Here is a 13742-nt window from a genome sequence, read left to right as displayed (position 1 = left end):
AGCTTCATGAGTTCGGGCTCCGCTCGATCCACTCGACGGCGAAGCGCGTGGCCGCGGGCGCCTCGAACAGATGGCTCTCCGCGGCGCCGACCCTGCCCCGCACGCCGATCCCCGCGGCCAGCATGTCCTGGGCGATCACCGTGAACGGCCACTGGCCCTCGGGCACCACCGAGGAGTAGTCGAACGCCTCGTCCTCGCTGTCGATGTCATGGAACCGCCGCCAGACGCGCCGGCCGTCGACCAGGACGGGCTGCTCGTAGGTGACATACCGCTTGCCGGGCGCCTCCGCGAGCGCCTCGGCGTGGTGCAGCAGGGTGAACGTGTCGAGCGGCGCGCCCAGCAGCAGCACCCGCCCGCCCACGGCGACCAGCCGCGCCAGCGGGCTGCCGGGGCCGTGCGGATCGCCCCACGGGTGATCGGCCATCAACTCCCCGGCCGCTGCCCCGACCGCGACGAAACTGACATCCGGATGGCGGCTGCGCACCGCACCGGGCCAGTGGCGCAGCGCCTCGGGCAGCCGTCCGACGGTGTGGTCCGCCTCGCTCAGCCGCGGATCGTAGGCGGGATGCTCCGCGCGGACGGCCTCCTGCCATGCCGCCGGCCACCGCGTGAAGTCGTAGGGCGGTGCGTCGTTCCAGCCGCAGTACGCCATCAGGGTGCCGCGCTCCCCGACGACGTCCAGCAGCGCGCCGATCAATGTCGGCGGTCCGCCCGCCACATAGCCGAGGGCGGACAGCCGGGTGTGGAACATGACGGCATCGCCCTCGGCCAGACCGAGCGCCCGCAGCCCGACGGCCAGCCGCCCCCGCGTCATCGGCCCGCCGGACCGCTCCAGTAACTCCTGTTCGTCCATGCCACCACCCAAGCAAACGCGGGACGACGGCGCCGGATTTCTCCCGCACCGACCCCGCCACCACCCAAGCGAACGCGGGACGCGACGGCACCGGTTTTCTTCCGCTTCCGCACCGACCCCGCCACCCCCTCAGCCCCCGCGGCGGGCCGCTGCCCGGTAGTGGTCCAGCACGTCCTGGCGCAGCAGCGGGCCGAACCCCGCCGACTCGATGCGCAGCGCCAACTGGGCGGGTGTGATGCCGAGGCCGTCGGCCGCCGCCTTGAGGTTCCAGTCGGCGGCCGCCAGGCGCGTGAGGAGATGGCCGCGGCGGACCTGGTGCTCCGAGAGCCGGAAGGTCTTGAGGTAGGCGAGTCGTCCGTCCTCGTGGGTGATGGTCTCGCCGATGTGCTGCTCGGTGCGGCGGTGGAAGGGCGGCAGAAAGCGGGACAGGGCGAACGGCCCCATGCGGTGGACCCGCTGGACGTCGTACGAGGCGTCGAGCAGCCCGTCCGCCATCGTGGAGCGGTGGAAGTCCGCCCACTCCGTCCGCTGCCGGGCCGCCTCGGCCCGCAGACCGGCCAGGGAGGACACCGCGCTGTCGCGGATGCGGGCACGGAAGTCCGGGACGGGGCCGTACAGCATCGCGTAGTGGTACACCAGCTCCCCGTACAGATCGTGCAGCAGCGACGGATGCAGCGCGCGGTAGTCGTCCGGATGCGGCACGACGAAGGCGGCGGCCAGGGCATCGGCCGCGTACACCAGCACGCCGCACTGGCCGGGGTGGATCTCGAAGGCCCGCAGCGCGTCGCCCAGGCCCGCCACCTCGGCTCCCGCGTACGCCTGCTCGGCGCGCGGCGACAGGCCCCGGCCGACCGCCTGGTGCGACCACTCCTCCCACACCAGCGCCGGACCGCCGAAGTGGAGAGCCAGATAGCCCTCCAGCGCGAGGTGCATGGGCAGAAAGCGCAGCCGGTTCTTGTCGGTGCGGCGGGCCATCCGGCGGTGGAAGCGGAGCGGGGCGCACGGGGGCACCGGCTGCCTTTCGCCTTCCCGCCGCAGCCGGGTGCCGTATGCCGCGGCCGGGCCCCCGTCCTTCGTCCATGTCGCGACGAACCGTGCGGGATGTAGGAGAAGTAGGCCGTGCGCCGGTCGAGCGCGACGGCGGCGATGTCGTCACCGTAGAGCCGCCCCTCCAGGCGCAGATCGGTGATCGGCTCCTCGCGTACGAGGGGGACGAGCCGGATGGCGCCCCAGGTCTGGGCGGGCAGGGCGGTGAGCCCGGCCAGGTCGAAGGCCGTCGTCGCGGTCATGCCGGTGGTGCCTCCTTGAGGAAGTGCCGGACCCGCGCGTCCAGATGGGCCCGCAGCTCGGTCAGGCCGGTACGCCCCTCCGCGAACCGCGCGAACTCCACCAGCGTCGGCAGGTCCTCCGCATCCCGCACACCGGCCGTGGGCACGGCCGGGGACAGCCGCCGCACGTCGAAGTCGGCCGCCTCGTACACGGGGTTGAGATGCACCACACCGGTGCGGCGGTCGGAGTCGAGGCGGGTGCGCCAGACGCGCAGCACCTCTCCGGCCAGGCCGGGCGGTGCGTTCTCCCATCCGTCGGAGACGATCACCAGCCGGTCCGGCCGGTGCTCCAGGGCGTCCAGGATCCGTTCGCCGAGCGGCGTGGGGCCGTACGGAGACAGCAGCAGCGCGTCGCCGCGGCCCGAGAGCCACAGCGGCGTGAAGTCGCCCGCCAGCGCCTCCAGCAGGAAGTGACAGCCGAGCGCGACCGCGAGGGGACGGCGGCGCTTCCGCACCGAGCCGAAGGAGGAGAAGCTGTCGTCGAGGACCGCCGCGACCCGGCCCCAGGTCCCGGCGCGGGCGCCCGCGGTGCGCAGCGCGGCGGCCCGCAGCGCGGCGGTCAGCTCGGCGCGGCGGGCGGTGCGCTCATCGAGCGGCAGCGAGAGGACATACGTGGCCAGCCGGGTCAGCGGCATCGCCGCCAGGTCGGCCCGGACGGCTTGGAACGCCTCCGGGCCCCTCGCCCGGGCCGCTTCCTGCAGCCGCAGCCGCTCCAGCCGGGTCAGCCGCGGGGCGATGCGTTCCAGGAAGACGGCACGGTCGATGCCGTGCTTGGCCGCGAAACCCTCGGCGACGGTGTAGGGGAGCTCGTACACCGCCGACTGCTCGTAGTGCGCACGGCGCCACGCGTCGAGCAGCGGGGTGCGGAACCCCTCCCCGCGGCGGCCGACGGGTTCGAAGAGAAACGGGCCGAGATCGGCGGCGAGCGGCAGATGGGCGTGGCGGGCGGCCGACTTGACCCCGCCCCGGTACTTCACGGCGTCGAACGCCGGATCCGGGCGGGCCGCCAGCCAGTCCCGCATGATGGCACGGGTGCGGCGGTTGTTGACCCCGGCCCGGCGCAGTGCCCGGAAGAGCCGGTAGACCCTGGGCGGCGGGAGATCGGCGAGCCGCCGGGCGATGAGCCGGCCCTCGGCGCGGCGCTGCTCGAAGGTGGCCTCCGAGGCGCTTTCCAGCAGCCGCCGGACGATGAGCGCCGCATTGTGGTCATTGATGTTCAGCGCGAGCGTCGCGGCGTACAGGTCGCGGTAGTTCTCCAGCATGTAGGCGTGGAGAAAGTCCAGCGACATGCGCTGCTCGCCCGCCTCTGAGTGGAATTCGCGCTGTCCCGTGGAAGTGATGGCCGCGTTCACGAAGAGCAGCACATCCTCCGCCGCCACCAGGTCGGCCCAAGTCTCCAACGTGGCCTCCGGCTCGGGGGTTCGGGGGCCGGTCGGGGAATGAGGACACGAACTGCGAATCGTCGCTTAGCAGGCGGGTTCCGGAAGTCGCATCGGAGTCCCGCGACCGGCTTCAGCACGCTAACACCAACGCCGTTCACTCCGCCGCCGGATTTCCCCGGCCCGGCCCGATGGGCTGCTACCCGGTGGGCCTCGGCGCCGACAGCGTGCAGGGAATCTCCATCGTCACCATGGTCGGCCCGCCCACCGGGCTGCTGACCGCGAGGATCCCGTCGAAGGTGCCCAGACGCCGCTCGACCCCGCCCAGCCCACCGTCCGGTGAGGTCCGCGCGCCGCCCCGGCCGTCGTCGGTCACCGCGATGCGCAGCATCCCGTCCTCGTGGTGCAGGTCGAGCCACATCCGCGCCGCGCCCGCGTGCTTGGCCGCATTGGTGAGCACCTCGCTGACGGCGAAGTAGGCGGCCGACTCGACCGGTTCGGCGGCCCTGCCCGCCAGCTCCACCGTCACCTCGACCGGCATCGGCATCCGCAGCGCCAGGGCGCGTACCGCGTCGCCCAGACCGCGCTCGGCCAGGACGGGCGGGTGGATGCCGCGGACCAGGTCGCGCAGTTCGGACAGGGCCTCGGCCGAGTTCGCGCGGGCCGCGGCGAGCAGCTTCTTGGCCTGGGCGGGATCCTTCTCGATCAGCGCCTCGACCGTGCCCAGGCTCATGCCCATGGCGACCAGGCGCGCCTGGGCGCCGTCGTGCAGATCGCGCTCGATACGGCGGAGCTCGGCGGCGGAGGTGTCGACGGCGTCGTGCCGGGTCTCGGTGAGCCGCTGGACCCGTTCGGCGAGCGCCATGGTCGGGGTCGGGTCGAGGAAGGCGCGGGCCAGCAGGAAGTGGGTGCGCAGCAGGACGGGGGAGAGGAACAGCCCGAGGGCGATGAAGCCGAACCCGAGCAGGGCGGCGAGGAAGGCCCTGGTCTGCGAGTCGATGGGGATGAACCCGTACCAGTAGGTGCCGGCCGCGCCGACGATGGGCCTCCAGACCCCCGCGGCCAGCACCGAACCCTCGATTCCGTACGGCACGAAGGCGAAGGCCAGCAGGGCGGTGAGGTATCCGGCCACCATGTCGACCTGCAGCCACAGCAGATCGCGCCAGGTCGCCCGGTCCTTCAGCAGGAAGGCGCACAGCTCCACCTGTCCGGTGACACCGGTGCGGCGATCGGCGGGCAGCGGCCGGTACGGCGCCCGGATCCGGACCCCGGACCACGTGGCGGCCAGCAGTCGGCGCAGATCGGCCTGGGCGCGCACCGCCTTGATGAGCGGAGGGGTGGTGAAGACCCCCACGCCCACCGGGACGAGACAGATCGACACGATGGCCAGCACGGACAAGGGGATCGACACCAGCGCGAGAAAGGAGAGGCCCAGCCCCCGGGCGCAGGCCAGTGGCGCCCTGCGTGCCTTCATCCGGCGTCCCCCTCGGCGGTCGGTCCCCTCGGCCTCATTGTCCGTCACCTTCAGTGTGGGGGCGCGTTGGTGCCCGGTCAGGGGGGCCTGTCCCCGTCCGGAGGTGTACCCGGCACCACCCTCGGGCCTCTCCTTACGTCCCGGCGATCGGGTGGCTGCCCGGCTGGGGCGGGAGCGCGCCGGTTTCTAGCGTCGAGGACGTGACCGATTCCGCTCCATATCCCCCGGGGGAGACGCCATGAACGCAGCGAGGAAGGGCCTGGCCGTGCGGCTGGGCGGGTGGAGCACCCGCCACCGCAAGACCGCCATCATCGGATGGCTGCTGTTCGTCGTCGTGGTCGCCGTGGCCGGCGGCATGTCCGGGTCCCGGCAGATGACGAACTCCGAGAACGGCACCGGCGACTCCGCACGCGCCGAGAAGATCCTGGAGGACGCGGGCCTCCAGACGCCGGCCGGGGAGATGGTGATGGTTCGGGCCGGCCGGACGGACGGCTGGCGGGACGCGGCCCGTGACCTCGCGGCGCGCCTGGAGAAGACCGGCGAGGCGGTACGGATCCAGCCACCGGTGCGCTCGAAGAACGGACGGGAGGCACTGATCAGCTTTGAGCTGAGGGGCGACCCGGACACCGCGGGGGACCGGGTCCAGCCGGTCCTCGACGCGGTGGAGAAGACGGAGTCGGCGCATCAGGGCGTCACGGTCCATGAGTTCGGGGACGCCACCGCGCAGCACATGCTGAGCGGGATGCTGACCGACGACCTCAAGAAGGCCGAGCTCACGGCCGTGCCCCTGGCGCTGGGCATTCTGCTGGTGGTCTTCGGGGCGCTGGTCGCCGCGCTGCTGCCGGTGCTGCTCGGGGTGACGGCCTGCGTCGGCACCTTCGGGCTGCTGGCGTTCGTCAGCCACAAGCTGCCCCTGTTCGAGTCCACCAACTCGGTGATGTTCCTGGTGGGGCTGGCCGTGGGCGTCGACTACTGCCTGTTCTGTCTGCGGCGCGAACGCGATGAGCGGGCCGCGGGCCGGGACGCGGCGACCGCGCTGCGGATCGCGGCGGCCACCAGCGGCCGGGCCGTGCTGGTCTCCGGGATCACGGTCATGCTGGCGATGTCCGGGATGTTCCTGTCCGGGCTGCTGCTCTTCAAGGGCTTCGCGGCCGCCACCATCCTGGTCGTCCTGATGGCGATGCTGGGCTCGGTGACGGTGCTGCCCGCGATGCTGTCCTGGCTCGGCGACCGGATCGACGCCGGGCGGGTGCCGCTGCTGAACCGCCGCCGGAGGAAGGGTGTGCACGCCGCCGGCGGCGTCTCGGACCGGCTGATGCGGCCGGTGCTGGCCCGGCCGAAGCTGTTCGCCGCAGTCTCGGGAGCGCTGCTGCTGCTCCTGTGCGCGCCCGCGCTGGGCATGAAGACCGAACAGCTCGGTATGGAGAAGCAGTTCGGTTCCGACGCCGCGCTGACCGTCGCCTACAAGGAGATCACCGGCGCCTTCCCCGGCGGGCCCGCCCCGGCCGAGGTGGTGGTGCGGGCCGACGACATCGCCTCGCCCCGCTTCGGCGCGGCCGTCGCCGACTTCAGGAAGGAGCTCGCCGCCTCGGGCCGGTTCGGCAGGACGGTCGAAGTGGAGCTGCATCGGAAGGAGGGCGTCGCCCGCATCGAGGTGCCGCTCGCCGGGAACGGACAGAACGCCGCGTCCCGGCGCGCCCTGCACACGCTCCAGGACGACCTTGTCCCGCGGATCCTCGGCCCGGTCTCCCGGAAGGCGTACGTGGGCGGCGAGCTCGCCGGGAACCTCGACTTCATCGACCGGCTGAAGACCGATATCGCGCCCGTCTTCCTCTTCATCGCCGCCGTGACCTTCGTGCTGATGCTGGTCTGCTTCCGCTCGCTGCCCATCGCGATCGCCTCCATCCTGCTCAATCTGCTGTCCGTGGGCGCCGCGTACGGCACGATGACCGCCGTCTTCCAGCACGGCTGGGGAGCGGAGACGCTGGGCATGGAACCCGCCGGGGCGATCGAGGCGTGGATGCCGCTGTTCGTCCTCGTCATCCTCTTCGGGCTGTCGATGGACTATCACGTCTTCGTGGTGTCGCGGATCCGTGAGGCGCACGACCGGGGCCTGCCGACACGGGAGGCGATTCGGGAGGGCATCCGCACCACGGCGGGTTCGGTCACCGGGGCGGCCGCCATCATGATCGCCGTGTTCGCGGTCTTCGCCCTGCTGCGGATGCAGGACATGCAGCAGATGGGGGTCGGGCTCGCGGTCGCGGTGCTGGTGGACGCCACGCTGGTACGCATGGTGCTGCTGCCCTCGGTGATGGCGCTGCTCGGCGAGCGCAACTGGTATCTGCCGCGCGCACTGCGGTGGCTGCCGACCCTCGGCCATGGCGAGGGGCCGGCGGAGGGGCCGCGCCGCCCGCTGGTGGGGGCGGGGCGCTAAGCGGAGGAGGTGAAGTTCGCCGCTGATCCCTCGCCGTTCGGCCTGGCCGAGGGCTTGGACGCCGAGAAGGATCGGCACTTGACTTCACCGCATCCGCTTAGGTGCGCGAACGGCGGAGCCGGGCGGGCCGGCCTTCCGGCCCGCCCGGCTCCCTGGCGTACCGCGCTACGCGGTCGGCACGTACTTGTAGCCCACCCGCCGCACCGTCATGATCGTCCCCCGGTGCTCGGCGCCCATCTTGCGGCGCAGCCGGGCGACATGCACATCGACGGTCCGGCCGTCGCCGACATGGCCGTACCCCCACACCGTCGTCACCAGCTGATCGCGGGTGTGCACCCGGTGCGGATGCGCGACGAGATGGGCCAGCAGCTCGAATTCCAGATACGTGAGATCCAGCGGGCGCCCCGCGACATGCGCGGTCCGCTGGTCGGGGTCGATGCGTACGAGCTCGTCTCCCCTGCCCGCCCGGCCGGTGGGCACCGCCCCGGCGAGCGGTGCGGCTCCGCCGACGGGTGCCGTGCCGCCGAGGGGCGCCGCGGCGGCCTCGGGCTGGTCGGCCGGGACCAGCACCAGATAGCCGACCATCGGCGGATGGCCGGGGAGCGTGGGGAGGGTGTGCGGGGGAGCGGGCAGCCAGGTGGCGCCGGGGTGCAGCAACTCGGCGACCGGTGGCACCTCGTCGGGTGCGACGGCTCGCAGCCGCTGGCGGTTGGCGGAGCCGGGAGCGGCAACAGGGGTGGTGACGGCGGACGACAGGCTACGGACGTGCGTCATGGGAGTCAGCTCTTTCGCGCAGAAGGGCGTCGGTGGACGTCGTGCGCGCGGGCTGGGCGACCTGCTGGTGGTGTCAGTGGCCGAGCGAGCGGGCCCGCGCATCGGATGCGCGGCAACACTCGCGGTCGAAGTGGTGCGCCTGCCGGGACGGCCAGAACGGCTCAAGGTCGAGTCGACCCGTCGCGGTGTCGTGAAGGCTGGCCATGCCCCTATTGAAGCAGACAACCGGGCGGGGGCGCTCGCTCCCGTACGAGGACGAGGTGCGAGGATGCCGACGTAACCGGCCCATGTGAGCCCCGCCGAGCCCCGCGACGAGCGCCTGCACCATGCCGCACATCGTCGTCGACTACTCCGACACCCTGACCGACGCCTTCGACCGCCGGGCCTTCGGCACCGCGCTGCACCCGGTGATCGCCAAGACCATCGACGGTGGGGTGGGGGCCTGCAAGACCCGCTTCCGGCGCGTCGAGGAGGCGTACATCGGCGACGGCGCCCCGGGTCTCGCCATGCTCCACGTCGAGGTGTCGATCCTCTCCGGCCGGGACGCCGCGACCAAGCGTGAGCTGTCCCGCGCCGTCCTGGACGTCGCCCGCGCCCATGTGGCGCCCGTCCCGGGGCTGACCGTGCAGACGACCGTCGATATCCGCGATCTGGACCGGGACTGCTACCAGAAGAACGAGGAGACCCATCCCGCGTAGCCGGCGCGGAAAACCGGCGCGGAAAAGGGGTCGGCCGCGCCAACTGGTAGCGAACAGTGAACTAACGGTGCCAATCCGACATCTACCTTTAAACCAAGGCGAGGCGCACAATGGTGGTGCGGTGTTTTACCGCACTGCGCGGTCGGACTTGCATGGATCGAAGGAGGCGAGTCGTATGGCCGACGTCTCACGTACCAGAGGCGATCTTACTGGTCACCCCGATGTGACCGAGATGCGGGAGCGTTACGCCCGCATGATGGACGCGCGGGATGTTGTCTTCCTCGACGGACCGGTGCTTCTCGCCGGTCTGTACTTCGCCATCTCCCCTTGGGTGGTGCACTTCTCGGGCGCCCACCCGGACCTCATGGCCAACAACCTCATCCTCGGGATCGCCGTGGCACTGCTGGGCATCGGCCTCACCACGGCGCCGAGGAGGATGTACAGCCTGTGCTGGGCCATGTCCGCGATCGGTGTATGGATGATCATCTCCCCCTGGGTGGTCGGCAGAGGCGCCGATGCCGGAGTGATCTGGAACAACGTCATTGTCGGCGCTTTCACCTGCCTGTTCGGGCTGGTGGCCGCGGGGATGGTGATGCGTAAGGGTCGGGAAGCCTGACCCCTGGTGACGAGAAAGGCCGTCGGCCGCACCCCCACGGGTGCGGTCGCGGCCTGTCCCCTCCTCCCGGCGCCCCTCCGCACCCCGTGCCCTGCGACCCTGTGCCCTGCGGCCCCGTGCCCTGAGGTCCGGTGCCCTGCCGCCCCGTCGCACGCCGATGCCATGGGAGGGGGCAAGGTGGGGGAGAACACCGCCCGGACACCGCGTGACCCACCGACCAGAGAGTGAGGCCGTCCGCCCCATGCGCATCGCCCTGAGCCAGATCACCACCGGCCCGGACCCCGAGCAGAACCTCGCCCTCCTGCGCGAGCAGGCGGACCGCGCGGCGGAGGCCGGCGCTCGCCTCGTCGTGTTCCCCGAGGCCGCGATGGCCTGCTTCGGCACCTCCCTCGCCCCCCTGGCCGAACCCCTGGACGGCCCCTGGGCCACCGGGCTCCGGCAGATCGCCAAGGACGCCGGACTCGTGGTCGTGGCGGGCATGTTCACCCCGGCGCCCGACGGCCGGGTGACCAACACGCTGCTGGCCACCGGCCCCGGCGTCGAGGCCGCCTACGACAAGATCCACCTCTACGACGCCTTCGGCTTCGCCGAGTCCGACACCGTGGCCCCCGGCTCACGGGTGGTGACCTTCGACCTCGACGGCGTCCGTATCGGCCTCGCCACCTGCTACGACGTACGGTTTCCAGAGCTCTTCCGGGCCCATGCCGATGAGGGCGCCGTGCTCTCCCTGCTGCCCGCCTCCTGGGGCGCCGGACCGGGCAAGCGCGAGCAGTGGGAGCTGCTGACCCGGGCGCGGGCGCTGGACGCCACCGTATGGCTGGCGGCCGTGGGCCAGGCCGACCCGGCGGCGGCCGGGGGCACCCCCGCGACCTCCGCCCCCACCGGCATCGGCCACAGCGCCCTCATCGGGCCAGACGGGACCGTGCGCGAGCGGCTGGACGCGGGCCCCGGGCTGCTGGTGGGAGACGTCGACACCGACGAGGTCACCGCCGTACGCCGCAAGGTGTCCGTCCTGGCCAACCGCAGGCTGGGCACGCGCGTATGAGAATGCCGCATCCGGCAGGCCCGGAGTGTGACGTGACAAGGGGCTGACGCGCCGGGCCCGCCGCGTGGGGTCTCCAGACGGTGGCCGACCGCCGCCGGGCCGGTTCGCCGCCCGGGGCTGGTCCGTCGTCAGGGCCGGTGCCGCCGGCAGGCCCGGACCGTCGTCAGGGCCGGTTCGCCGCCCGGGGCTGGTTCGCCGCCCGGGCCCGGTGCGCCGCTCGGGGCTGGTCCGTCGTCAGGGCCGGTGCGCCGCGCCGCCCGGGGCTGGTGCGTCGTCAGGGCCGGTGCCGCCGGCAGGCCCGGAGTGTGACGTGACAAGGGGCTGACGCGCCGGGCCCGCATCGTGGGGCCTCCAGACGGTGGCCGACCGCCGCCGGGCCGGTTCGCCGCCCGGGCCTGGTTCGCCGCCCGGCCTGGTCCGTCGTCAGGGCCGGTGCGCCGTCCGGGGCTGGTCATCGGGCGGCCCCTTCGGTGGCGCGGTTGCCGGCCGGACCGGTGCCGTGCCCCGTCACCAGGACAACCTTGCCGGTGACGGTGCTGGACTCCGCCAGCCGCATCCCCTCCGCGGCCTCGGCCAGCGGCAGCCGCGCCGCCACGTGGGCCGTGAGATCACCGCTCGCGAGCAGCGCCAGAACCTGCCCCAGGTCCTCGCGGACGCGCGCCTGATAGGCGGTCAGCCGCCGTCGTCCGGCCCATAGATTGAAGAAATGCGCCCGCCGCCCGTTGGGCAGCCCATTCCACAGCATCAGCCGGGCCAGCAGCTTCAGCACCGGCGCCCGCGACGATCCGGGCACGTCCCGGGTGGCCGCCGTGCCGTACGAGACGAGCGTGCCGCCCCGGGCGAGCAGCCGGAAGGAGTCGACGATGCCCTCGCCGCCGACGTGGTCGAAGACCGCGTCCACCCCGCCCGGGGCGAGCGTGCGCACCCGCGCGGGCAGATCCGGATCGCGATAGTCGACAGGGGTGGCGCCCAGCGCGCGCACCGCCTCGTGATGGCGTGGGGAGGCGGTGCCGATGACCTTGATGCCCGTGTGCCGGGCGAGCTGGACGAGGGTGGATCCCACCCCGCCGTTGGCGCCGTGGACCAGCACGGTCATACCGGGCCGGGCCCTGGCCACCCGGTGCAGCATCTGCCATGCCGTGATCCCGTTGACCACCACCGTCTCGGCCTCGCCCGCGTCGACCCCATCCGGCACCTCCACCAGATCGCCGGCGTCGACCAGGGCATGGCTGGCCCAGCCGCCCGTCTTCGTCAGCACCGCGAACCGGCGGCCCCGCAGCGCCGGGTCGACTCCGGCCCCGGTCGCGGCGACCATCCCCACCAGGTCGTATCCCGGCACAAAGGGGAACGGCGGCTGGTCGTAGTACTTGCCGCGCCGCATCTGCTGCTCGGCGAAGGACACCCCCGACGCCTCGACGGCCACCAGCGCCTGCCCGGGGCCGGGCTCGGGCAGCGGACGGGTGCGCAACCGGAGCCCCTCCGGCTCCACCGGACCAGGCAGGACGACTTCGGTGAGCATGGCGAACCCCGCTTCTCGTAAGGTCTTCTCTCGGCGGTGAGAACTTCTAACAAAACAATGAACCTGTTACCCTGGCGGTGTCAAGGCCCACCTTCCAAGGCCCGTATGAGAGGCGTGTCCATGGCGACAGCACGGCGCGAGCGCTACCGCAAACAGACCCGGGAGGAGGCGAAGGCCGTAGCCCTGACCCAGCTGGCCGAGGCGGGCACCGCGGGCATCTCGGTGAATGCGATCGCGAAGGCGATGGGCATGACCGGCCCCGCGCTCTACCGTTATTTCGCGGGCCGGGACGAGTTGCTCACCGAGCTGATCACCGACGCCTACCGTGATCTGGCCGAGGTCACCGCCCAGGCCGTCGCCGACGCCGCCCCCGCCGACCGCTTCCGTGCGCTGGCCCACGCCATCCGCGACTGGGCGAAGGAGCAGCCCGACCGCTATCTGCTCATCTACGGCACCCCGGTGCCCGGTTACCAGGCCCCGCCCGAGACCACCGAGATCGCCGCCCGGCTGATGCGAACCATCCTCGACGCCTGCGCCACCCTGAACGGCGCCCGTGCCGCGCGGGCCGAGCAGCCCGAGCAGCTCAAGGGGCCCGGCGAGCCGGGGGAGCCGGGGGAGCCCGTCACGGAGCTGGAGGCGCAGCTTTCGCGCCATCTGGAGGGCGCCGGCCCCTGGGCCCAGGGCCCCGCGTCAGACGGAGAGCTGAAGGGCCGCGCCCTGCGTACCTGGACCCGGCTCCACGGCGTGATCAGCCTCGATGTGCAAGGCCAGTTCACGGGGATGGGCTTCGATCCGTCGGTGCTCTTCGAGGCCGAGGTCGAGGCCCTGATGCGGGGCGCCTGAGCATGGGCTTCGCACCCGCGACCCGAGCTGCCCGCCCGGCGTGCACGGCGCACACTGGAAGCACACCGGAGGGCACGGGTGACCGGAGGTCACGATGGAGCAGGCCGAGTTCGACGTCGTCGTGGAGATCCCGGAGGGGTCCCGCAACAAGTACGAGATGGATCAAGAGTCCGGGCGGATCCGGCTGGACCGGATGCTGTTCACCGCCACGAAGTACCCGGCCGACTACGGATACATCGACCACACCCTCGGTGGCGACGGCGATCCGCTCGATGCCCTCGTCACCGTCGGCGAACCCACCTTCCCCGGTTGTGTCATCCTCTGCCGGGCGATCGGCATGTTCGTGATGAGGGACGAGAAGGGCCCGGACGAGAAGATCCTCTGCGTCCCGGCCCATGACCCGCGCTACGCCGGCGTCCAGGACATCCAGGACGTCCCCGAATTCGACCGCATGGAGATCACGCACTTCTTCGAGGTATACAAGGATCTCGAACCGGGCAAGTCCGTCGAGGGCTCCCACTGGGAGGGCCGCGACCGGGCGTACGCCGAGATATCCGCCTCCCGCGCCCGCGCGACCGAAACCGCCCGGCGGACCGGCTGACCCCAGCCCGGCTGACCTTGTGCGGGCCCTTCTGGCCGCCCGGCTGGCCCCGCCCGGGTTGACCTTGTGCGGGCCCTTCTCGGCGCCCGGCTGGCCCCGCCCGGGTTGACCTTGTGCGGGCCCTTCTCGGCGCCCGGCTGGCCCCGCCCGGGTTGACCTTGTGCGGGCCCTTCTCGGC

11 protein-coding genes and 1 pseudogene are annotated in these 13742 nt (G+C 72.4%); 6 read left to right on the top strand and 6 right to left on the bottom strand.

Going from position 1 to position 13742, the window contains the following annotated elements:
* Nucleotides 1-4: 4 nt before the first annotated feature.
* The 4 genes and pseudogenes from aac(3) to ABZU99_RS13070 all read right to left on the bottom strand — a co-directional run bounded on the left by aac(3) (nucleotide 5) and on the right by ABZU99_RS13070 (nucleotide 5034).
* Nucleotides 5-853 (bottom strand): aminoglycoside 3-N-acetyltransferase, encoded by an 849-nt coding sequence (gene aac(3), locus ABZU99_RS13085; protein ID WP_356046925.1) that lies wholly within the window; start codon nucleotides 851-853, stop codon nucleotides 5-7.
* Between the two features lie 129 nt (nucleotides 854-982).
* Nucleotides 983-2142: pseudogene (locus ABZU99_RS13080) on the bottom strand (hypothetical protein).
* Entirely contained in the window at nucleotides 2139-3581 is a 1443-nt protein-coding gene (locus ABZU99_RS13075; protein ID WP_356046929.1) for a hypothetical protein, read from the bottom strand. The pseudogene ABZU99_RS13080 and the gene ABZU99_RS13075 overlap by 4 nt, the downstream one beginning before the upstream one ends.
* Before the next feature lie 178 nt (nucleotides 3582-3759).
* Nucleotides 3760-5034 carry a histidine kinase gene (locus tag ABZU99_RS13070; RefSeq protein WP_356046931.1) on the bottom strand — a complete coding sequence of 425 codons (1275 nt, stop codon included), beginning with the start codon at nucleotides 5032-5034 and terminating at the stop codon, nucleotides 3760-3762.
* 238 nt (nucleotides 5035-5272) lie between these two features.
* On the opposite strand from ABZU99_RS13070, the gene ABZU99_RS13065 reads away from it, so the two are divergent.
* Nucleotides 5273-7468: an MMPL family transporter gene (locus ABZU99_RS13065; protein WP_355939006.1), complete on the top strand. Its 2196-nt coding sequence runs from the start codon at nucleotides 5273-5275 to the stop codon at nucleotides 7466-7468.
* 165 nt (nucleotides 7469-7633) lie between these two features.
* Here ABZU99_RS13065 and ABZU99_RS13060 read toward each other — a convergent pair whose 3' ends face one another.
* On the bottom strand, nucleotides 7634-8242 hold the full coding sequence (locus ABZU99_RS13060) for a winged helix-turn-helix domain-containing protein (protein ID WP_355939009.1): 609 nt from the start codon (nucleotides 8240-8242) through the stop codon (nucleotides 7634-7636).
* Nucleotides 8243-8568: 326 nt separating this feature from the next.
* On the opposite strand from ABZU99_RS13060, the gene ABZU99_RS13055 reads away from it, so the two are divergent.
* The 3 genes from ABZU99_RS13055 (at nucleotide 8569) to ABZU99_RS13045 (ending at nucleotide 10601) form a co-directional block, all read left to right on the top strand.
* Nucleotides 8569-8940, top strand: a complete 372-nt coding sequence (locus ABZU99_RS13055; RefSeq protein ID WP_355939012.1) for a 5-carboxymethyl-2-hydroxymuconate Delta-isomerase — start codon at nucleotides 8569-8571, stop codon at nucleotides 8938-8940.
* A gap of 175 nt (nucleotides 8941-9115) precedes the next feature.
* On the top strand, nucleotides 9116-9556 hold the full coding sequence (locus ABZU99_RS13050) for an SPW repeat protein (RefSeq protein ID WP_355939015.1): 441 nt from the start codon (nucleotides 9116-9118) through the stop codon (nucleotides 9554-9556).
* Nucleotides 9557-9797: 241 nt separating this feature from the next.
* Nucleotides 9798-10601: a carbon-nitrogen hydrolase family protein gene (locus ABZU99_RS13045; protein ID WP_356046934.1), complete on the top strand. Its 804-nt coding sequence runs from the start codon at nucleotides 9798-9800 to the stop codon at nucleotides 10599-10601.
* A gap of 451 nt (nucleotides 10602-11052) precedes the next feature.
* Here the strand turns inward: ABZU99_RS13045 and ABZU99_RS13040 are convergent, their stop codons facing one another.
* The gene (locus tag ABZU99_RS13040) at nucleotides 11053-12120 is read right to left on the bottom strand and encodes a medium chain dehydrogenase/reductase family protein (RefSeq protein ID WP_356046936.1); all 1068 of its coding nucleotides are present in this window, start codon (nucleotides 12118-12120) and stop codon (nucleotides 11053-11055) included.
* Between the two features lie 120 nt (nucleotides 12121-12240).
* On the opposite strand from ABZU99_RS13040, the gene ABZU99_RS13035 reads away from it, so the two are divergent.
* Together ABZU99_RS13035 and ABZU99_RS13030 are read left to right on the top strand one after the other, a co-directional pair.
* Entirely contained in the window at nucleotides 12241-12963 is a 723-nt protein-coding gene (locus ABZU99_RS13035; RefSeq protein ID WP_355939024.1) for a TetR/AcrR family transcriptional regulator, read from the top strand.
* Nucleotides 12964-13057: 94 nt separating this feature from the next.
* Nucleotides 13058-13564, top strand: a complete 507-nt coding sequence (locus ABZU99_RS13030; RefSeq protein WP_355939026.1) for an inorganic diphosphatase — start codon at nucleotides 13058-13060, stop codon at nucleotides 13562-13564.
* Nucleotides 13565-13742: the final 178 nt, after the last annotated feature.

Origin of the sequence: Streptomyces sp. NPDC005266, from assembly GCF_040607655.1 — a bacterium.
Lineage (GTDB): Bacteria > Actinomycetota > Actinomycetes > Streptomycetales > Streptomycetaceae > Streptomyces.
The sequence above is the reverse complement of the archived record's forward strand: the minus strand, read 5'-3'. Positions and strand labels throughout refer to the sequence as shown.